Source organism: Kosakonia sp. MH5, from assembly GCF_009935945.1.
In the GTDB taxonomy this organism is placed as follows: Bacteria; Pseudomonadota; Gammaproteobacteria; order Enterobacterales; family Enterobacteriaceae; genus Kosakonia; species Kosakonia radicincitans.
Window position 1 is genome coordinate 23051 of sequence record NZ_QODH01000004.1, and the last position, 20685, is coordinate 43735.

Here is a 20685-nt window from a genome sequence, read left to right on the forward strand (position 1 = left end):
AATTAAGCTGATAAAAGTTAGCTTGCCGCTCCAGGGCAGGCTGATAAACTTGTGACGTGTAAAAAGGAGCGAGAGAGCCATGATCAGCGAAGCAGAGTACCTGGAAGCTTATGATGCCAGCCGTTTTCCCTCACCACTGGTGACGGTGGATAGTGTGCTGTTTACCGTGCATCAGCAGGTGCTTTGCGTGCTATTGGTAAAGCGTGCAAGCCAGCCGCAGCAAGGGCGCTGGGGATTGCCCGGTGGGTTTATCGACATGGCACAGGATGATTCCACGCGCACCACAGCGCTGCGCAAACTCACGGAAAAAACCGGCGTCTCTCCCTCCTGGCTGGAACAGCTCGATACCTTTTCCGGCCCACAGCGAGATCCACGCGGCTGGAGCCTGACTATCGCCTGGTACGCGCTGATTTCATGGGTTTCTTGTGCGCCGCATATTGCCAGTGTGAGTGATGCGAAATGGGCGCCCGTCAGCGAGCTGGATACCATTGAGCTGGCATTTGATCACCGCGATATTATTCAGGCGGCGCTGCACCGGCTGCGTCAGAAAACCATGTACTCGTTACTGCCGGTTTATTGTTTGCCGGAGACGTTTACCCAGGCGCAATTGCAGGAAGCGACCGAAATCATTCTTGGTCAGCCTATTCAGCGTAAAAGTTTGATCCGCCGCTTTGAAGCTTCTGGCATGTTTGAAGAGACGGGTCAGAGCGTGGCGACCGGCGCGCGTAAAGCGCGTTTGTGGCGACGCAAACCGGACGCCGACATTCATCTTTTTACACGGAATTTACTGGCGGATGGGTAACATACCTGCACCCACGCTATTGCGGGTGCAGGCGCGCTTTTATTTCACATAGCCGTCTGTTTTAAGAAGTTTGTCCAGCGTTCTGAGCTCTGAATCAAAATCGTCCGTGTCGTTTTCCAGTAGCGCCTGATGCTGCTGATGAAAAGCACTTCTTAAGCGGATCAACATATCCAGTTGATCTTCTGTCGTCTTTCGGCGCAACTCATCGTCTATCAACTGCTTTGAAAGGGACTGCCCCTGCGTGACGATCATTTCAACGCCCGGCAAGTAGCGCTCCAAAAATCTCCGTCCGGACACTTCATCTCGCTCGTCAGTCTTCATGCACACCACAATCTGCTGCGCCGAATGAATGATTTGAGCGAGCTCGACCAGTAGCGGCCCTGGCAAATCGCTGATTTGTTCCAGACGAGATATCCGCTGCACCAGCACTTTATCCGAATCAGCCAGTTTTTCTTTCTCTCTTTCCGCTTCGGCAAACATTGCCAACCGGTCCTGTTGCCTGCGGGCGTTAACTTTCAGCGCCAGCTCGTACAGGAGGTATCCGGCAAATAACAAGGCAAACAGCGTCAGGTAAACAGGATGTGCGGTGTATTCATAGATCGAGCCATACTTCAACGCGGCCGAGAACCATAAAAACAGATACCAGATGTGGATTTTACCCAGTTTGCTCCACCCGCTTCTGTAGATGTGCACCAACAGCGCCATTGTTCCTGCCCAAAATGGCAGCGCTACCGCATCGCCCACAAAAAGCCAGCAAAAGCCCGCCAGCATCCCGACACACAGCGCGATACAATCGAAGAACAACGTGCGGCAGAGCAAAATAAAACAAAACCAGTCCACCGCAGCGAAGCTCGTTTCTATCCCGCCCGCTTCACTACCCAGCCCTGTATTAGCCTGCGTGGCGTACGGAGCAAAATAAGTGGCATACATCGCTCCAATGAAAAACATAAGTAGCTGGAGAGCGACCCGATTCAAACGCTTGCTGTAAATAGTATCCAGCCGCGTTCCTGCTTTATCGAACATCGTCTTTCTCCCGCCTTACTGCTGACGCACCGCGCCGTTGGCAATAGACGCCAGGCGGCTACGCAGATCGTTTTCCATCGTGACCAACTCTTTTTCCACCTCGGCTCTGCGCTGGCGCGCGTCGATAGCGATCTTCACGGAGTCTTCAATGGTGCTGAGCAACCGCGTCTGCACCTCACGCAGGGTTTCGATATCCACGACCGAACGCTCCACTTCACGCGCTGTTTCCAGCGTTCCGGTTTGCAACATTTCTGCATTGCGGCGCAGTAAGTCGTTGGTCGTATCGGCAACGTCTTTTTGCAGTTTTGCCGCCTGACGCTGAGTCTGTAATGACATCGACAGCGCAATCTGGCTCTTCCAGACAGGAATAGTGGAAAGAATGCTGCTCTGGATCTTTTCCGCCAGGGACTGGCTGTTACTTTGCATCAGGCGGATTTGCGGCGCGGACTGCATCGCAATGGTGCGCGACAGCATCAAATCATGCAGACGACGCTCAAAGCGCTGAATGCCCTCCAGCAGATCCCGAAGGCGCTGTGCGTTCATCGGATCAGTTGCCGCCTGCGCCTGCAAAGCGGGTAGTTCGTTCTGTTTGATCTGCTCCAGCTTTTGCTTACCGGCAATGATATGCAACGTGATTTGCTGAAAAACGTCGCGGTTACGATCAAACAGGATCTCCAGGACCGAGATATTGCGCAGCAGATCCACCATCGCTTCGTTCAGCTTTTCGGTGATGGTATCTACCTGCTTCGCCAGCGTCTGGTATTCCAGCATAGTGCGCTCGATCCGGTTAAACAGCGATCCCAACAGCGGTAGTGAAGCGAGGAAACCCGGTTTTTGCTCAAAAGCGCTGATATCCACCTGCTTGATTTTCATCAGCAGATCGGTCAGCTGTGCGCCAATCACGCCAGCGTCTTTCGCCCGGACTTCCTGCATCAGCGATTCAGAAAACTGCGAGATGCTGTTCATGGTTTTGGCGCCAAAGGCCAGCGAGAACACCGGATCGTTAATATTAATTTCTTCAACGATATTCTGGATTTGCGTTTGCTCGGCTGGGGTTAAATTTTCACTGCCGGGTAAGTCGTTAATTGCCTGATTGAGCTGCTGTGGCGCCGCAAGGTCAAGCGAGGTATTTTCCGTCATCCAATGAGTCCTCAATGAGTGAAAAGCGGACAGCAGTAATGGAATGAAATTGCTGATTTATTAAATCGTTATAAGGCTGTCCATAGAGCGTAATACGGTACAACAGCAGCAAAGTATTAAACAGCTTAAATATTCGCAAGTATAATAAGCGTCAGTTTCTTGAGATGATTTAACACGATGGCAGATATTACCCCTGCAAATCTTCTTGAAAATCAGGAAGATTCGCACAACTTTCATCCGATGCCGGGTGCGCGGAATCCGCATCTACAAACGATGCTGCCTCGCATTCTACGCCGCCGCTTACAGTTTGATCCCTGGTGGCAGCGCCTGGAGTTGCCGGACGGCGACTTCGTCGATCTCGCCTGGAGCGAAGAGCCCGGGCAAGCAAAACACAAACCGCGTCTGGTCGTGTTTCACGGCCTGGAAGGAAGCCTGCACAGTCCGTATGCGCATGGTCTTATCCATGCGGCAAAAGAGCGCGGCTGGCTGGGCGTGGTGATGCATTTTCGCGGGTGTAGCGGCATTCCCAACCGCCTGAACCGCATCTACCACTCCGGCGAAACCGAAGATGGCACCTGGTTTTTGCGCTGGCTGCCAGAAACCTTCGGCCCGGCGCCGACCGCGGCGGTAGGGTATTCGCTGGGCGGCAATATGCTTGGCTGTCTGTTGGCCAAAGCCGATGATTCTCTTCCCGTTGATGCAGCCGTGATTGTCTCTGCGCCATTGATGCTGGAAGCGTGCAGCTATCATATGGAAAAAGGGTTTTCCCGCTTCTATCAGCGTTACCTGCTGAATTTGCTGAAAGCGAACGCCGCACGCAAATTAAGAGCCTATCCCGGCTCGCTGCCGACAACGCTGCCAGCGCTGCGGAAAGTGCGGCGTATCCGTGAATTTGACGATTTGATCACCGCCAAAATCCACGGCTTTGCGGATGCGCTGGATTACTATCGCCGCTGTAGCGCCATGCCGCAGTTGCCGCTGATCCGCAAACCGACGCTGATCATTCACGCCAAAGACGATCCGTTTATGGATCACAACGTCATTCCCGACGCCGGGCATTTACCGCCAAATATTGAGTACCAACTGACAGAGCACGGCGGTCATGTCGGGTTTGTCGGCGGTACACTGCGCCGACCGGAAATGTGGCTGGAAAAGCGCATTCCGGACTGGCTTTCCACCTGGCTGAGAACATCATGATTATTCCCTGGCAAGAGATTGACGCCGACACGCTGAACAATCTGATTGAGAGCTTTGTCTTGCGCGAAGGCACCGATTATGGTGAACATGAACGTTCGCTAGAACAAAAAGTCGCTGACGTTAAACGTCAACTGCAACGCGGTGAAGCTGTACTGGTGTGGTCGGAACTGCACGAGACAGTAAATATTATGCCGCGGGGGCAGTTCCACGATTAACCGGGTAGATGGCGGCTGACTATACTGCAAACACAGTTTTATTCAGGGAGTTGCTATGTCCGCCAAACATCCGGTCATCGCCGTTACTGGCTCCAGCGGCGCGGGAACCACCACGACCAGCGTCGCCTTCCGTAAAATCTTCGCCCAGCTCGATATGCATGCCGCAGAAGTGGAAGGTGACAGCTTCCATCGCTATACCCGTCCGGAAATGGATATGGCGATCCGCAAAGCCCGCGATCTTGGGCGGCATATCAGTTACTTTGGCCCGGATGCCAATGACTTTGGCCTGCTCGAACAAACCTTTAGCGAATATGGCCAGAGCGGAACCGGGCAAACGCGTAAATATCTGCATACCTACGATGAAGCGGTGCCGTGGAATCAGGTTCCGGGCACGTTTACGCCCTGGCAACCGCTGCCGGAACCCACCGACGTGCTGTTTTACGAAGGGTTGCACGGCGGCGTAGTGACACCGCAAAATGACGTGGCGCGGCACGTTGATTTGCTGGTTGGCGTGGTGCCGATCGTCAACCTGGAGTGGATCCAGAAACTGATTCGCGACACCAGCGAACGCGGACACTCCCGTGAAGCAGTGATGGATTCGGTGGTTCGCTCGATGGAAGATTACATCAACTTTATCACCCCGCAGTTTTCCCGTACGCACATCAACTTCCAGCGTGTGCCGACGGTCGATACTTCTAACCCTTTTGCCGCAAAAGGCATTCCGTCACTCGATGAAAGCTTTGTGGTCATTCACTTCCAGAATTTGCAGGGCATTGATTACCCGTGGCTGTTGGCGATGCTGCAAGGTTCGTTTATTTCCCATATGGATACGCTGGTGGTACCGGGCGGCAAGATGGGGCTGGCGATGGAATTGATTATGACGCCGCTGGTGCAACGGCTGATGGAAGGGAAAAAGATTAAGTAGCCCGGCAAACCGATCGCCGGGCCAGGGCATCAGGCTTCGATAACCTCGTAGGAGTGGGTGATCTTCACGGCCTTCTCCAGCATCAACGCTACGGAGCAATATTTTTCTGCCGACAGATCCACCGCGCGGGAAACCGCCGCGTCTTTCAGCGCCTTACCGGTGACGATAAAGTGCAGATTGATGTGCGTAAACAGACGCGGCGCTTCTTCACGGCGCTCGGAAGTCAGCTTCACTTCGCAGTCGGTCACGTCGTGGCGCCCTTTCTGCAGGATGGAAACGACGTCAATTGCGCTGCAACCGCCCGCTGCCATCAGCACCATCTCCATCGGACTTGGCGCTTTATCCCCGGAATTACCGTCCATCAGAATTTGGTGGCCAGATGCGGACTCACCCAGGAAGGTTAACCCTTCAACCCATTTCACTCGTGCCTGCATTTTATTCACTCCGGAGTAGTAATTTTCTCCACAGATTACGCGTACATAACAAAACTCGCAACGGAAGGCGACCTGCGTCATGCTGAAGCGAGACACCAGGAGACAGGCGTGAAAACCTATGCTAAAACAATCTGGATGCTACAGAGATAAATGGATGTTACGCATGTATGCATGACATCGTAGATTAGAGGCCGCAGATAACGCTGACGGCCTACTTCTCAGGACATGAGAAGCTTTGATTGCAACCCCGGAAGCAGGCTGAAACTACATCCCCGCTTTCGGAGCCAGCTTATAACAGAGGATAACCGCGCATGGTGCTTGGCAAACCGCAAACAGACCCGACTCTCGAATGGTTCTTGTCTCATTGCCACATTCATAAGTACCCGTCGAAGAGCACGCTGATTCACCAGGGTGAAAAAGCGGAAACGCTGTACTACATCGTTAAAGGCTCAGTGGCAGTGCTAATCAAGGATGAGGAAGGTAAAGAGATGATTCTCTCTTACCTTAATCAGGGTGATTTTATCGGTGAACTGGGCTTGTTCGAAGAAGGTCAGGAGCGCAGTGCCTGGGTACGCGCCAAGACCGCTTGTGAAGTCGCCGAGATTTCCTACAAAAAATTCCGTCAGCTTATCCAGGTGAACCCGGATATTCTGATGCGCCTCTCCGCACAGATGGCGCGTCGCCTTCAGGTGACCTCGGAGAAAGTCGGCAACCTGGCGTTCCTGGACGTAACGGGCCGTATCGCGCAGACGCTGCTGAATCTGGCAAAACAGCCGGACGCAATGACTCACCCGGACGGCATGCAGATTAAAATCACTCGCCAGGAGATTGGCCAAATCGTTGGCTGCTCCCGTGAGACTGTCGGCCGCATCCTGAAAATGCTGGAAGATCAGAACCTGATCTCCGCCCACGGTAAAACCATCGTGGTATACGGAACACGTTAATCCGTAAAACGGCGCATCGTTTACCCGGCGCGCCGTTTTTCTCTCCTCATGTGGCGCAGGCTGATTTATCACCCCGAAATCAACTACGCACTGCGACAAACGCTGGTGTTATGTCTGCCTGTGGCGATTGGCCTGCTCGTCGGCCATCTGCAACAGGGTCTGCTTTTCTCACTCGTTCCCGCTTGCTGCAATATTGCCGGTCTCGACACGCCGCATAAGCGTTTCTTTAAACGCCTGATTATTGGCGGCTGTCTGTTTGCGGGTAGCAGCCTGGCTGTGCAATTGCTGCTGGCGGAAGATCTTCCGCTGCCGCTGATCTTTACCATGCTGACCCTGCTACTGGGCGTCACGGCCGAGATCAGCGCATTGCACGCGCGCTTACTGCCCGCCTCGCTGATTGCCGCCATCTTCACGCTCAGCCTCGCCGGGAATATGCCGGTGTGGGAACCACTGCTGATCTACGCGCTGGGCACGCTGTGGTACGGGCTGTTTAACTGGTTCTGGTTCTGGATGTGGCGGGAACAACCGCTGCGCGAATCATTAAGCCTGCTCTACCGGCAACTGGCTGATTATTGCGAGGCCAAATACAGCCTGCTGACGCAGCACGCCGATCCGGAAAAAGCCCTGCCGCCGCTGCTTGCACGCCAGCAAAAAGCGGTGGATATGATAAGCCAGTGCTATCAACAATTGCATATGCTGGCGGCCAATCAGCATAACGACTACAAACGCCTGCTGCGCGTTTTCCAGGTCGCGCTGGATTTGCAAGAGCATATTTCCGTTAGCCTGCACCAGCCGGAAGAGGTACAAAAACTGGTTGAACAAACCCATGCCGAGCAGGTGATCCGCTGGAATGCGCAGACCGTTGCCGCCCGTTTACGCGTGCTGGCGGACGATATTCTCTACCATCGGTATCCGACGCGTTTCACGATGGAGAAGCAAATTGGCGCGCTGGAAAAAATCGCCCGCCAGCATCCGGACAATCCGGTAGGCCAGTTCTGCGCCTGGCACTTTAGCCGCATCGCCCGCGTACTGCGTACGCAGCGTCCTCTGTACATCCGCGATTTGATGGCAGAGAAGCAGCGTCGATTGCCATTGCTCCCGGCGCTGAAAAGCTATTTGTCCCTGAAATCCGCCGCGCTGCGTAATGCGGCGCGCATCAGTGTGATGCTCAGTATTGCCGGCCTGATGGGCAGCGCCCTGCATCTGCCAAAGCCCTACTGGATCATGATGACGATTATGTTTGTTACGCAAAATGGTTATGGCGCGACACGCGTGCGCATTGTCCACCGGGCGGCAGGAACCATTGCCGGGCTGGTGATCGCCGGGATCACGTTGCACTTTCATGTTCCGCTCGGCTTTACGCTGACGGCCATGTTATTGATTACGCTGGTCAGCTATCTGATTATCCGCAAAAACTACGGCTGGGCGATGGTCGGCTTTACCATTACCGCGGTGTACTCATTGCAACTGCTGACCTTAAACGGCGAAGAATTTATTGTCGCGCGGCTAATCGATACCTTAATTGGCTGCCTGATCGCCTTTGGCGGTATGGTCTGGCTGTGGCCGCAATGGCAAAGCGGTTTGCTGCGCCAGAATGCCCACGACGCGCTGGAAACAGACCAGCAGGCGATTCGCCTGATCCTCAGCGATGACCCGCAGCCCACGCCGCTCGCCTGGCAGCGTATGCGCGTCAACCAGGCACATAATGCACTTTTTAACTCGCTCAATCAGGCAATGCAGGAACCGGGCTTTAACACCCGTTATCTGGAAGATATGAAGTTGTGGGTGACGCACAGTCAATTTATTGTCGAACATATCAATGCGATGACCACGCTGGCGCGTGAGCATACGATGCTGACGCCGGAGCTGGCGCAGCGCTATTTACAGTCCTGCGAAATTGCGCTGCAACGTTGTCAGCAGCGGCTGGAGTATGACGGACCGGGAGAGTCCGGTGATGTGAATATTCTTGAAGCGCCGGAAACGTTGACCCACGGGCCAATGAGCACGCTTGAACAGCATTTACAACGGGTTATCGGGCATCTGAACACCATGCACACCATTTCGTCAGTGGCATGGCGTCAGCGCCCGCATCATGGCATCTGGCTAAGCCGACGCCTTAACCATTAACCACTTTCTCTACCGCGCTGGCAAAGCGGCGCATCCCTTCATCAATATCCTGCTCGTCAATAACCAGCGACGGCGCAAAGCGCATTACGTCCGGACCGGCGTTCAGCACCATTACGCCCGCATCTGCGGCAGCATAGAGAAAATCACGCGCGCGGCCTTTGAACGGCGCAGTCAATTCAGCGCCAATCAACAACCCCATGCCGCGAACTTCGCTGAAGAGTTGATATTTTTCGCCGATCTGCTGCAAATGCTTAACGAAAAGCTGGCGTTTAGCATTCACACCGTTGAGCACTTCTGGCGTGTTGATAATGTCAAAAGCCGTTCCCGCTACCGCGCAGGCCAGCGGGTTGCCGCCATAGGTGGAACCGTGCGAACCGGCGTGGAACACGCTGGCGATCTCATTGGTCGTCAGCATCGCGCTGATCGGGAAACCGCCCCCCAGCGCTTTCGCACTGGTCAGAATGTCCGGCGTCACGCCATAGTGCATATAAGCAAACAGATCGCCGCTACGGCCCATGCCGCATTGCACTTCATCAAATACCAGCAGCGCTTTGTGCTGATCGCACAGTTCGCGCAGCCCTTGCAAAAACTCCGGCGTTGCTGCCGTAACACCGCCTTCCCCCTGGATCGGCTCGACCACCACCGCGCAGGTATGATCATCCATGACAGCTTTCACCGCGTGCAGATCGTTGAACGGCACATGAATGATATCGGCTGGTTTCGGGCCAAAACCGTCGGAATATTTCGGTTGACCACCAACCGTGACGGTAAACAGCGAACGACCGTGGAAAGCATTGTGGAAGGCAATAATTTTGGTTTTATACGGACTATGGCGAGTGGATGCATAAAAACGCGCCAGCTTAAAGGCGGTTTCGTTCGCTTCCGTGCCGGAGTTCATAAACACCACGCGCTCGGCAAAAGTCGCGTCAATCAGTTTACGCGCCAGACGCAGAGCCGGTTCGTTGGTGAATACATTGCTGATATGCCACAGCGTTTCACCCTGCGTTTTCAACGTTTCTACCAGCGCGGGATGGCAGTGTCCTAAAGCAGTTACCGCAATTCCACCTGCAAAATCAACATACTCTTTACCCTGCTGATCCCACACACGACTGCCTTTTCCCTTCACCGGGATAAACTCGGCCGGTGCGTAAATTGGCAGAATCACTTCATCGAAGTTTGCACGCGTTACCGCGTCTTGCTGAGTTGCCATGTCTTGCCCATCCAATTTTTTGTTGCATTGATTATGAAAATATAATCACGAAATATGCATAAAAAATCACTGCATGGCAACCAGAAATCACCGTTTGAGGAAGTTTTCCAGTAACTGGTGGCCCTGCTCGCTAAGAATACTTTCCGGGTGAAACTGTACGCCTTCCAGATCCCACTGCCGATGGCGAATCCCCATTATTTCCCCGCTTTCCGTGCGCGCAGTGACTTCAAAGCAGGCGGGTAGCGTAGGTGGATCAATCACCAAAGAATGGTAACGGGTGACGGTTAACGGATTATTAAGCCCGGTAAACACGCCGCTATTGTTATGGGTAATGGGCGATGTTTTGCCGTGCATCACTTTTGCCGCACGGACGATCGTCGCGCCAAAGGCCTGGGCAATCGCCTGATGACCAAGACAGACGCCCAGCACAGGAAGTTTGCCTGCATAATGGCGAATGACTTCCAGTGAAATACCGGCCTCATCGGGCGTACAAGGGCCTGGCGAGATAACGATTTTTTGCGGTGCCAGCGCGGCAATATCCTCAAGCGAAAGCTCATCGTTACGCCTCACCTCCACCCTTGCGCCCAGTTCGCAAAAGTATTGATACAGGTTCCAGGTGAAGGAGTCGTAATTGTCGATAAGCAGGATCATAGCGGCCTCGGTAAAATAAACCGCGCTAGTTTACTCGCTTTCGACAGCTTCGCTTACCACTTTACGGAAGATAGCGCACAGTGGATCTAAATCACCCATCGCTCCGGCCTGGTTCGCCGCGCTCCAGCGTTCAGGAGCGATACCGCGCCAGTCCAGAATATAGCCAGCGTGCAGCGCAAGCTGCTCAAAAAAGATGCGCTGTGCGATGCCATTGCCGAGGCGGAATGGATGCAGCACATTGATCTCACAGTAGTAGTGCGCAAGTCGTTCGATAAACGCATCCGCAGACAGGCCGCACAACCACTCTTCTTCTTCCAGTTGCTGCATCAGCGCGTTGCCCTCTTTTTCGATGTATTCGAAATGGCAAAAACGCGTATCGCCCTCGTAGATGTCTACTTCCCGAAACTTCCCGGCCCAGTCGAACACATCCTGATAAAGGTGATGATGAATAGCGCAAAGATGCGGAAGCCCGCGTGCCAGCGGCCCCAGTCCAAGCGTCGCTGCACGTAATGCCGTCAGCTCATAAGCAGCTTGTTCAAGGCGCTGCGCCTGGCGGATACCCAGTAAGTTGCGCATCACATTCAGGCCTGGATAGAGGTAAGGATCGCGGCCATCGCCAAATTTATCGCTCATAGTGCCTCCGGAGTTCTGCAAGTCGGATGTTGGCTTCTTCGGCGGTGAGCGTCACCAGCGCGCTGTCAACGCCTTCCAGTCGTCGGCTGGCCTGAAAGTTAACATTGCGCTGCTGCTCCCAGAGACGGGATTTTTGCCTGTCGGTGAGTTTTTTCGGCATAGCGCCTCCCTGTTGGCACATGTAGTTGCCCAAATTATAAGCAGCAATTTAACGTTACGCAGGGAAGCGAACTAAGCACGGGCGAAAAACCCGTGCGAAGGGGGTGTTACGGCAGCACTTTTGCGGAAAGGATAACAACCGGTTTTGACGGGACATTCTGGTACGGGCCAACATCGTGCGTGGGCACCTGAGAAATTTTATCCGCCACATCCATCCCTTTCACAACTTTACCGAATACCGCATAGCCGAAATCACGTTGGCCGTGGTCGAGGAAAGCGTTATCCGCAACGTTGATGAAGAACTGGCTGGTCGCGCTGTCTTTATCCGCAGTGCGCGCCATTGCAATGGTACCGCGCGTGTTACGCAGACCGTTGTCAGCTTCGTTTTTGATCGGCGGGTTAGGCTGTTTCTGCTGCATCTGCTCGTTGAAACCACCGCCCTGCACCATGAACCCCGGGATCACACGATGAAACGTCGTGTTGTTGTAGAAACCGTTGTTAACGTAATCAAGGAAGTTTTTCACCGACACAGGGGCTTTCTGGTTGTTCAGCTCCAGTTCGATATTACCTGCGGAGGTGGTGAGCAGAACATGGGGGTCGCCTTTTGCCGCCAGCGCAACAGGGGAAAGAGCAGAAAGGGCAAACACAGCCACAACAGCCGCCAGAGTCGATTTAACCATAGGGTTTCCTTAACGAAGTGCAGTAAAGAAAGCGAGTGGCTTGATTCTAAAGAGCAGTCAGCCAGCAGGCCAGCCTTTTACTTAATTTTACGTATTTGGAAACATATGTAACGTCAGGTCGCTCACAACCGCAAGAATACGGCCTGACGCCGCAGGTTATCGTGCGTGATAACGGCTGAACTGCACCTCTTCACCGCCGCTGTCCATCTTCACCCAACTTTGCGCAGGCTGCGTACTGGCAATCACTCGCCCCTGGCGAATAGACCATCTCACAGGCACCTGGCAACGCACAGCATCAAACCCGCTTTCCACCGGCAAAATAATCATATTGGCCGGGTTGCCGGGGACGATACCGTACTGTGTCAGACCGAAAGTTCTGGCGCTGTTATGGGTGATTAAACGCAGCCCTTGATCAATTTGCTGATAGCCCATCAGCTGGCAGACATGCAGCCCCATATGCAGCACCTGCAACATATTGCCCGTACCAAGCGGATACCAGGGATCAAACACATCATCATGACCAAAGCAGACGTTGATGTCCGCCGCCAGCAGCTCTTTCACGCGCGTGATGCCCCGACGTTTCGGATAATCATCAAAACGCCCTTGCAGATGAATATTGACCAGTGGATTGGCGACGAAGTTAATGCCGGAAAGCTTCAGCAGGCGGAACAGCCGCGAGGTGTAAGCACCGTTATAAGAGTGCATGGCGGTGGTATGACTGGCCGTCACACGCGGGCCAATCCCCATTTTCAGCGCCAGTGCAGCCACCGTCTCAACAAAACGCGACTGTTCGTCATCGATTTCATCACAGTGAATATCCAGCGGGCGGTCATATTTTTGCGCCAGTTCAAAGGCAATGTGCAGCGATTCCACGCCGTACTCGCGGGTAAACTCAAAATGCGGGATCGCGCCGACAACATCGGCGCCCAGACGTAACGCCTCTTCCAGCAACTCCGCACCATTGGGGTAAGAGAGAATGCCTTCCTGTGGAAACGCAACAATCTGCAAATCGATCCACGGCGCGACCTCCGCTTTCACTTCCAGCATCGCTTTCAGCGCAGTCAGGGAGGGATCGGAGACATCAACATGGGTGCGCACATGCTGCACGCCATTAGCCATTTGCCACTTCAGCGTCTGCCAGGCGCGTGCTTTCACATCCTCATGGCTAAGCAACGCCTTGCGTTCCGCCCAGCGTTCAATCCCCTCAAACAGCGTACCGGACTGGTTCCAGTTCGGCTCACCGGCGGTTTGCGTAGTATCAAGGTGGATATGCGGTTCGATAAAAGGTGGCAGCGCCAGGCCGCCGCGGGCATTCAGTACTTCGAGGCTATCGCTGTGCGTTGCGCCCATCGGCGTAATTTCGCCAAAGCGCCCTTGCTCGATGGCGATTTGCCACAGCCCTTCGCGATCGGGTAAATGCACATTCTGAACCAACCAAAGCGGTGTTGCCGACATAGCATGCCTCCGTGTTTTCATCAGATATCTTGTATCAGAGACGCGAGCAAAAACCCGCTTTTTTTTGCACACATTTAACGCAAACCATAAAAGCCATTGATATCCACAACTTATAAAAACTAAGAAAAATCAATAAGCTACTCATTAAGTGGTAGGCGAAGATGTATTTGATGCACATCAATAAGTGGGGGGGCTGAATCGTTAAGGTAGGAGGTAATAGAAAAGAAATCGAGGCAAAAATGAGCAAAGTCAAACTCGCTATTATCGGTAACGGCATGGTCGGCCACCGTTTTATTGAGGATCTCCTCGATAAAACCGACGCCGCTCAGTTCGATATTACTGTCTTTTGTGAAGAGCCGCGTAAAGCCTACGACCGCGTCCATCTCTCTTCCTATTTTTCTCATCATACCGCCGAAGAGTTGTCGCTGGTTCGCGAAGGCTTTTACGAAAAACACGGTGTGAAAGTGCTGGTAGGCGAACGCGCCATCACTATCAATCGGCAGGAAAAAGTAATTCACTCCAGCGCCGGGCGCACGGTCTATTACGACAAGCTGATCATGGCGACCGGCTCCTATCCGTGGATCCCACCGATCAAAGGTTCCGAAACGCAGGACTGCTTCGTCTACCGCACCATTGAAGATTTAAACGCTATTGAAGCCTGCGCGCGTCGTAGCCGTCGTGGTGCCGTGGTCGGCGGCGGTCTGCTGGGCCTGGAAGCTGCTGGCGCGCTGAAAAACCTCGGCGTCGAAACGCATGTGATCGAATTCGCCCCGATGCTGATGGCCGAGCAGCTCGATCAGATGGGCGGCGAACAGCTGAAGCGTAAAATTGAAAGCATGGGCGTGCGCGTTCACACCAGCAAAAACACCAAAGAGATCGTGCAGGAAGGCAGAGAAGCGCGCAAAACCATGCGCTTTGCCGACGGCAGCGAGCTGGAAGTGGACTTTATCGTCTTCTCAACCGGTATTCGCCCGCGCGACAAGCTGGCGACTCAGTGCGGCCTGGAAGTGGCGCAACGTGGCGGTATCGTGATCAACGATAACTGCCAGACCTCCGATCCGAACATCTACGCCATCGGTGAATGCGCCAACTGGAATAACCGCGTGTATGGCCTGGTCGCGCCGGGTTATAAAATGGCGCAGGTCGCTGTAGATCATATTCTGGGTACGCAAAACGCCTTTGAAGGCGCGGATCTCAGCGCCAAACTGAAGTTGCTCGGTGTCGATGTGGGCGGTATCGGCGATGCGCATGGCCGTACGCCAGGCGCGCGCAGCTATGTTTATCTCGACGAAAGCAAAGAGGTCTACAAACGTCTGATCGTCAGCCCGGATAACAAAACCCTGCTCGGCGCGGTGCTGGTGGGCGACACCAGCGATTTCGGCAACCTGCTGCAACTGGTGCTTAACGCCATCGAACTGCCAGAAAATCCGGATGCGCTGATCCTGCCTGCACATGCCAGCAGCGGCAAACCGTCAATCGGTGTCGATAAGCTGCCGGACAGCGCGCAAATCTGCTCCTGTTTCGACGTGACCAAAGGCGCTCTGATCGCCGCCATCAATAAAGGCTGTCATACCGTTGCTGCGCTGAAAGCTGAAACCAAAGCCGGTACCGGCTGCGGCGGTTGTATCCCGCTGGTGACGCACGTGCTGAACGCCGAGCTGGCAAAACAGGGTATCGAGGTTACCAACAACCTATGCGAGCACTTTGCCTACTCGCGCCAGGAGCTGTATCACCTGATCCGTGTGGAAGGGATTAAATCCTTCGACGAGCTGCTGGCGAAATACGGTAAAGGCTACGGCTGCGAAGTATGTAAACCGACCATTGGTTCGCTGCTCGCTTCCTGCTGGAACGAGTACATCCTGAAACCGCAACATACGCCATTGCAGGACACCAACGACAACTTCCTCGCCAATATCCAGAAAGACGGTACGTATTCGGTGATCCCGCGCTCCGCAGGCGGCGAAATCACACCGGAAGGGTTGATGGAAGTGGGCCGTATCGCCCGTGAATTTAACCTGTACACCAAAATCACCGGTTCGCAGCGTATCGGCCTGTTCGGCGCGCAAAAAGACGATCTGCCGGAAATCTGGCGTCAACTTATCGACGCCGGTTTCGAAACGGGCCATGCGTACGCTAAAGCATTACGTATGGCGAAAACCTGCGTCGGCTCCACCTGGTGTCGCTACGGCGTTGGCGACAGCGTTGGCTTTGGCGTCGAACTGGAGAATCGCTACAAAGGCATCCGTACGCCGCACAAAATGAAATTCGGCGTTTCCGGTTGTACCCGCGAGTGTGCGGAAGCCCAGGGGAAAGATGTCGGTATCATTGCCACCGAAAAGGGCTGGAACCTGTATGTTTGCGGTAACGGCGGTATGAAACCACGCCATGCGGATCTGCTGGCTGCCGATCTCGACCGCGAAACCCTGCTGCACTACCTCGATCGCTTTATGATGTTTTACATCCGCACCGCTGACAAGTTGACCCGTACCGCCTCCTGGCTGGAAAGCATGGAAGGCGGCATTGAGTACCTGAAAAGCGTGATTATCGACGACAAGCTGGGCTTTGACGCGCAACTGGAAGAAGAGATGACCCGCCTGCGTGAAGCAGTAATTTGCGAATGGACAGAAACCGTGAACACACCTGCCGCCCAGACGCGCTTCAAACACTTTATCAACAGCGATCGCCGCGACCCGAATGTGCAAGTGGTGCCGGAACGCGAACAACATCGCCCGGCAACGCCCTATGAACGTATTCCGGTCGTATTAGTGGAGGAAAACGCATGAGCCAGTGGAACACTATCTGCAAAATCGATGACATTGTGCCTGTCACCGGTGTTTGCGCGCTGGTAAACGGCAAACAAGTCGCCGTTTTCCGCCCGCGCCATGACGATCAGGTTTTTGCCATCAGCAATATCGATCCCTTCTTTGAAGCCAGTGTGCTCTCTCGTGGGATTATCGCCGAACATCAGGGCGATCTGTGGGTGGCAAGCCCGCTGAAAAAACAGCGCTTCCGTCTGCGTGATGGCCTGTGTATGGAGGATGAAAGCCGTTCTATCGCGCATTTCGACGCGCGAGTCAAAGAAGGTGAAGTCCAGATCAAAGCCTGACTCTCCAGCGGGAGCGCAACGCTCCCGCTCCTTCAAGATTCCCTTAACTTCCGCAGTTCTCTTGCTGGTATGCTACGTCGAACAACAACAATACCGAGGTAATGTCGTGGATCATTTGCCCATTTTCTGTCAATTACGCGATCGCGCATGCCTGCTGGTTGGCGGCGGCGATGTCGCCGAACGCAAAGCCCGGCTGCTGATGGACGCAGGCGCCCGGCTGACCGTTAACGCTCTCGCGTTTACGCCACAGTTTACCGTCTGGGCGGCAGAAGGCATGCTGACGCTGGCGGAAGGCGCATTCGAAGAGACGCTGCTTGATGATTGCTGGCTGGCGATCGCCGCCACGGACAACGAAGCCGTTAACCAGCAGGTCAGCACTGCGGCTGAAGCGCGCCGCATCTTCTGTAATGTGGTCGATGCTCCCACGCAGGCGAGTTTTATCATGCCGTCAATTATTGACCGCTCACCGCTAATGGTGGCCGTCTCCTCCGGCGGTACTTCGCCGGTACTGGCACGCTTGCTGCGTGAGAAGCTGGAATCGCTGCTACCGCAACATCTCGGCCATGTTGCACACTTTGCTGGCAAGCTACGCGGTCGTGTAAAGCGCCAGTTCGCCAGCGTCGGTGAACGCCGCCGTTTCTGGGAAAAACTGTTTGTTAACGATCGGCTGGCGCAATCTCTGGCGAACCAGAACACTCCAGCGGTAGAAAAAATCACCGAACAGCTGCTGGCCGAGCCGCTGGATAACCGCGGCGAAGTTGTGCTGGTGGGTGCGGGCCCTGGCGATGCCGGATTACTGACGTTGAAAGGTTTGCAGCAGATCCAGCAAGCCGATGTGGTGGTCTACGATCGTTTGGTTTCGGATGAGATCATGAACCTGGTGCGCCGCGACGCCGATCGTGTCTTTGTCGGTAAACGCGCAGGTTATCACTGTGTACCGCAGGAAGAGATCAACCAGATCCTGCTGCGAGAAGCGAAGCAGGGCAAACGCGTTGTGCGTCTGAAGGGCGGCGATCCGTTTATTTTCGGCCGCGGCGGCGAAGAGCTGGAAACCTTGTGCCATGCAGGAATTCCCTTCTCCGTTGTACCGGGGATTACCGCAGCCTCCGGCTGTTCGGCCTATTCAGGCATTCCCCTGACGCACCGCGATTATGCACAAAGCGTACGGCTGGTAACGGGGCATCTGAAAACCGGCAGCGAGCTGGACTGGGCCAACCTGGCGGCAGAAAAACAGACACTGGTGTTTTATATGGGCTTAAATCAGGCCACCACCATTCAGGCTCAATTGATTGCACACGGCATGCAGGCCGATATGCCGGTTGCGCTGGTGGAAAACGGCACCTCGGTGCAGCAGCGTGTGGTGAGCGGTGATTTATCGCAACTCGGCGAACTGGCGCAGCAGGTGGAAAGCCCGGCGCTGATTATTGTGGGTCGCGTCGTGGCGCTACGCGATAAACTGAAATGGTTTTGAAATAAATTGCCGGATGGCGGCTTCGCTCATCCGGCAATCATCAATTACGGTTTGGCGACAAAGCCAATCGCTTCGTAGACTTTTTTCAGCGTTTCAGAGGCGCGTGCACTGGCTTTCTCAGCCCCCTCTTTCATCACCTGCTGCAGGAAGGCTTCGTCATTGCGGTAGCGATGATAACGCTCCTGCAACTCGGTCAGCATACCGGAAACCGCTTCCGCCACTTCGCCTTTCAGATGTCCATACATTTTGCCTTCGAAGTGCTGTTCCAGCTCCGGAATGCTCTGGCCGGTAACGGCGGAGAGAATATCCAGCAGGTTGGAAACGCCCGCTTTGTTGGCGATATCATAACGCACAACCGGCGGCTCGTCGGAATCGGTCACCGCGCGTTTGATTTTCTTCACCACGGATTTCGGATCTTCCAGCAGGCCAATCACGTTATTACGATTATCGTCCGACTTGGACATCTTCTTCGTTGGTTCCAGCAGCGACATCACGCGCGCACCGGATTTCGGAATGAACGGCTCCGGCACTTTAAAGATATCGCCGTAGATCGCGTTAAAACGCTGGGCGATATCGCGGCTCAGTTCCAGATGCTGCTTCTGATCTTCCCCAACCGGCACCTGATTGGTCTGGTACAGCAAAATATCTGCCGCCATCAGTACCGGATAATCAAACAGACCGGCGTTGATGTTTTCCGCATAGCGAGCGGATTTGTCTTTGAACTGCGTCATACGGCTCAGCTCACCAAAATAGGTGTAGCAGTTCAGCGCCCAGCCCAACTGGGCATGTTCAGTCACATGCGACTGAACGAAAATGGTACTTTTCTGCGGATCAATACCACAGGCCAGATACAGCGCCAGCGTATCCAGCGTCGCTTTACGCAGCGCCTGCGGGTCCTGACGCACGGTAATCGCGTGCTGGTCAACGATGCAATAGATACAGTGGTAGTCGTCCTGCATGTTTACCCACTGACGCAGCGCACCCATATAGTTGCCAATGGTTAGTTCACCTGAGGGCTGTGCGCCACTAAAGACGATGGGCTTAGTCATGTTTCATTTCCTGATGTTCAATATGCGAAAGCCCAAATGCGGGCAGTAAGTCCTTAAAGTGATCAAATACGAGATCTGGTTCGCTCAGGGTGATCGCTTCGCCGTAGTTATAACCGTAAGTCAGGCCCACAGAAACGCTGCCTGCCGCTTTCGCAGCCAGGATATCGTTACGCGAATCACCCACGAAAAGTAGCTCGTGAGGCTGAATATTGAGCTTTTTACACACCAGAAGCAACGGTTCCGGGTGCGGCTTTTTGTTCACCACATCGTCGCCGCCGACGACAAAAGAGAAGAATTGTGCGATATCAAGCGCTTCCAGCAGCGGAGCGACAAACGGCGTCGGTTTGTTGGTCACCAGCGCCAGCGGCAGACCTTGAGCGTGCAGTGCAGCCAGGGTGTCTGCCACGTCCGGGAACAGGAAACTGCCCTCTTCCACCGTATCTTCGTAATAGCGGTTAAACAGCTTACGCAGCATGCGAATCTGCTCTTCCTGCGGAACATGCTCTTCAATGTCTGGCTTGCCCTGCGCCGCACGCTGGATAGCACGTTCCTGGCGCGACCAGTTGAATGCTCGCTCCATCAGCACATCCGCGCCGTTACCAATCCAGGTCACCACGCGCGCTTCACCGGCCTGGGGGAGTTCCAGCGCATACAACGCGCTGTCTACGGCGGCCGTCAAACCCGGCGCGCTATCCACCAGCGTACCATCCAGATCGAAAGCCACACCTTGAATCGACTGCAATTTATCCATGACTTACCTTCGCCAGTTCGCTACGCATTTCATCAATAACCTGTTTGTAATCCGGCTTATCAAAAATCGCCGACCCCGCCACGAACATATCCGCACCAGCAGCGGCAATCTCGCCGATATTGCTGGCTTTAACCCCGCCATCAACTTCCAGACGAATATCAAAACCGGAAGCATCAATGCGGCGGCGAACTTCGCGCAGTTTATCCAGCGTATGCGGAATAAAGGATTGACCACCAAAACCGGGGTTCACCGACATCAGCAGGATCACATCCAGCTTGTCCATTACATAATCCAGGTAGCTCAGCGGCGTCGCCGGGTTAAACACCAGCCCCGCTTTACAACCCTGCTCTTTGATCAGTTGCAGCGTGCGGTCAACATGCTCGGAAGCTTCAGGATGAAATGTAATGATGCTCGCACCCGCGGCGGCGAAATCCGGCACCAGACGGTCAACCGGTTTCACCATCAAATGCACGTCGATAGGTGCGGTGATGCCGTAGTTGCGCAGCGCTTTAAGCACCATAGGCCCGATAGTCAGGTTCGGTACGTAATGGTTGTCCATTACATCGAAGTGGACAACGTCGCCACCAGCGGCCAGCGCGTTGGCAGTGTCTTCACCCAGGCGAGCAAAGTCAGCCGATAAAATCGAAGGGGCAATCAAATACTGTTTCATCCGCATCTCCTTGAGAAAATAGGGCCTGGCAACGCGGCGAAAG

Annotated in this window: 21 protein-coding genes; 9 read left to right on the top strand and 12 right to left on the bottom strand. The window is 54.3% G+C overall.

What is annotated here, in order from left to right; all coding sequences use genetic code 11:
- The first annotated feature begins 79 nt into the window (after positions 1 to 79).
- Positions 80 to 802: an NUDIX domain-containing protein gene (locus DK872_RS12405; protein WP_072439608.1), complete on the top strand. Its 723-nt coding sequence runs from the start codon at positions 80 to 82 to the stop codon at positions 800 to 802.
- A gap of 39 nt (positions 803 to 841) precedes the next feature.
- On the opposite strand, the gene DK872_RS12410 is transcribed toward DK872_RS12405, so the two are convergent.
- Both DK872_RS12410 and DK872_RS12415 read right to left on the bottom strand, forming a co-directional pair.
- Positions 842 to 1825: a 5-bromo-4-chloroindolyl phosphate hydrolysis family protein gene (locus tag DK872_RS12410; RefSeq protein WP_161518410.1), complete on the bottom strand. Its 984-nt coding sequence runs from the start codon at positions 1823 to 1825 to the stop codon at positions 842 to 844.
- 15 nt (positions 1826 to 1840) lie between these two features.
- Positions 1841 to 2965, bottom strand: coding sequence for a toxic anion resistance protein (locus DK872_RS12415; protein ID WP_071921617.1), 1125 nt, complete (start codon positions 2963 to 2965; stop codon positions 1841 to 1843).
- Positions 2966 to 3142: 177 nt separating this feature from the next.
- Here DK872_RS12415 and DK872_RS12420 point away from each other — a divergent pair, with 177 nt between their 5' ends.
- The 3 genes from DK872_RS12420 to DK872_RS12430 are packed head-to-tail and all read left to right on the top strand — an operon-like array spanning position 3143 to position 5302.
- Positions 3143 to 4162 carry a hydrolase gene (locus tag DK872_RS12420; protein WP_007369774.1) on the top strand — a complete coding sequence of 340 codons (1020 nt, stop codon included), beginning with the start codon at positions 3143 to 3145 and terminating at the stop codon, positions 4160 to 4162.
- Positions 4159 to 4377, top strand: coding sequence for a YheU family protein (locus DK872_RS12425; RefSeq protein ID WP_043956310.1), 219 nt, complete (start codon positions 4159 to 4161; stop codon positions 4375 to 4377). The genes DK872_RS12420 and DK872_RS12425 overlap by 4 nt, the downstream gene beginning before the upstream one ends.
- Before the next feature lie 55 nt (positions 4378 to 4432).
- Entirely contained in the window at positions 4433 to 5302 is an 870-nt protein-coding gene (locus DK872_RS12430; RefSeq protein WP_007369772.1) for a phosphoribulokinase, read from the top strand.
- A 29-nt stretch (positions 5303 to 5331) separates the two neighbouring features.
- On the opposite strand, the gene DK872_RS12435 is transcribed toward DK872_RS12430, so the two are convergent.
- Positions 5332 to 5736 (bottom strand): OsmC family protein, encoded by a 405-nt coding sequence (locus DK872_RS12435; protein ID WP_007369771.1) that lies wholly within the window; start codon positions 5734 to 5736, stop codon positions 5332 to 5334.
- 311 nt (positions 5737 to 6047) lie between these two features.
- On the opposite strand from DK872_RS12435, the gene crp reads away from it, so the two are divergent.
- Positions 6048 to 6680: a cAMP-activated global transcriptional regulator CRP gene (gene crp, locus DK872_RS12440; protein ID WP_000242755.1), complete on the top strand. Its 633-nt coding sequence runs from the start codon at positions 6048 to 6050 to the stop codon at positions 6678 to 6680.
- 48 nt (positions 6681 to 6728) lie between these two features.
- Positions 6729 to 8807 (top strand): YccS/YhfK family putative transporter, encoded by a 2079-nt coding sequence (locus DK872_RS12445; RefSeq protein ID WP_072439604.1) that lies wholly within the window; start codon positions 6729 to 6731, stop codon positions 8805 to 8807.
- Here DK872_RS12445 and DK872_RS12450 read toward each other — a convergent pair.
- The 6 genes from DK872_RS12450 to DK872_RS12475 all read right to left on the bottom strand — a co-directional run bounded on the left by DK872_RS12450 (position 8797) and on the right by DK872_RS12475 (position 13595).
- A complete protein-coding gene (locus tag DK872_RS12450; protein WP_007369769.1) occupies positions 8797 to 10017 on the bottom strand; it encodes an aspartate aminotransferase family protein in 1221 nt (406 codons plus the stop codon). The genes DK872_RS12445 and DK872_RS12450 overlap by 11 nt on opposite strands.
- An 87-nt stretch (positions 10018 to 10104) precedes the next feature.
- A complete protein-coding gene (pabA, locus tag DK872_RS12455; RefSeq protein ID WP_007369768.1) occupies positions 10105 to 10668 on the bottom strand; it encodes an aminodeoxychorismate synthase component 2 in 564 nt (187 codons plus the stop codon).
- Positions 10669 to 10698: 30 nt separating this feature from the next.
- Entirely contained in the window at positions 10699 to 11301 is a 603-nt protein-coding gene (locus DK872_RS12460) for a putative adenosine monophosphate-protein transferase Fic (protein WP_035888966.1), read from the bottom strand.
- The gene (locus DK872_RS12465; RefSeq protein ID WP_007369766.1) at positions 11291 to 11461 is read right to left on the bottom strand and encodes a YhfG family protein; all 171 of its coding nucleotides are present in this window, start codon (positions 11459 to 11461) and stop codon (positions 11291 to 11293) included. Before DK872_RS12465 ends, DK872_RS12460 begins: the two co-directional genes overlap by 11 nt.
- Before the next feature lie 106 nt (positions 11462 to 11567).
- Positions 11568 to 12140: a peptidylprolyl isomerase A gene (gene ppiA / locus DK872_RS12470; protein WP_007369765.1), complete on the bottom strand. Its 573-nt coding sequence runs from the start codon at positions 12138 to 12140 to the stop codon at positions 11568 to 11570.
- Positions 12141 to 12296: 156 nt separating this feature from the next.
- Positions 12297 to 13595 (bottom strand): cytosine deaminase, encoded by a 1299-nt coding sequence (locus DK872_RS12475; protein WP_071921621.1) that lies wholly within the window; start codon positions 13593 to 13595, stop codon positions 12297 to 12299.
- Between the two features lie 239 nt (positions 13596 to 13834).
- On the opposite strand from DK872_RS12475, the gene nirB reads away from it, so the two are divergent.
- The 3 genes from nirB to cysG all read left to right on the top strand — a co-directional run bounded on the left by nirB (position 13835) and on the right by cysG (position 18172).
- Positions 13835 to 16378, top strand: a complete 2544-nt coding sequence (gene nirB / locus DK872_RS12480; protein WP_071921622.1) for a nitrite reductase large subunit NirB — start codon at positions 13835 to 13837, stop codon at positions 16376 to 16378.
- Positions 16375 to 16701 carry a nitrite reductase small subunit NirD gene (nirD, locus tag DK872_RS12485; protein ID WP_161518411.1) on the top strand — a complete coding sequence of 109 codons (327 nt, stop codon included), beginning with the start codon at positions 16375 to 16377 and terminating at the stop codon, positions 16699 to 16701. Before nirB ends, nirD begins: the two co-directional genes overlap by 4 nt.
- Positions 16702 to 16807: 106 nt before the next feature.
- Positions 16808 to 18172 carry a siroheme synthase CysG gene (gene cysG, locus DK872_RS12490; RefSeq protein WP_007369760.1) on the top strand — a complete coding sequence of 455 codons (1365 nt, stop codon included), beginning with the start codon at positions 16808 to 16810 and terminating at the stop codon, positions 18170 to 18172.
- A gap of 44 nt (positions 18173 to 18216) precedes the next feature.
- Here cysG and trpS read toward each other — a convergent pair whose 3' ends face one another.
- Genes trpS through rpe form a run of 3 tightly spaced genes read right to left on the bottom strand, consistent with a single transcriptional unit; the run spans position 18217 to position 20642 of the window.
- The gene (gene trpS / locus DK872_RS12495; RefSeq protein WP_007369759.1) at positions 18217 to 19221 is read right to left on the bottom strand and encodes a tryptophan--tRNA ligase; all 1005 of its coding nucleotides are present in this window, start codon (positions 19219 to 19221) and stop codon (positions 18217 to 18219) included.
- Positions 19214 to 19972 carry a phosphoglycolate phosphatase gene (gene gph / locus DK872_RS12500; protein ID WP_035888963.1) on the bottom strand — a complete coding sequence of 253 codons (759 nt, stop codon included), beginning with the start codon at positions 19970 to 19972 and terminating at the stop codon, positions 19214 to 19216. Before gph ends, trpS begins: the two co-directional genes overlap by 8 nt.
- The gene (gene rpe, locus DK872_RS12505) at positions 19965 to 20642 is read right to left on the bottom strand and encodes a ribulose-phosphate 3-epimerase (RefSeq protein ID WP_007369757.1); all 678 of its coding nucleotides are present in this window, start codon (positions 20640 to 20642) and stop codon (positions 19965 to 19967) included. The genes gph and rpe overlap by 8 nt, the downstream gene beginning before the upstream one ends.
- Between the last annotated feature and the right edge of the window lie 43 nt (positions 20643 to 20685).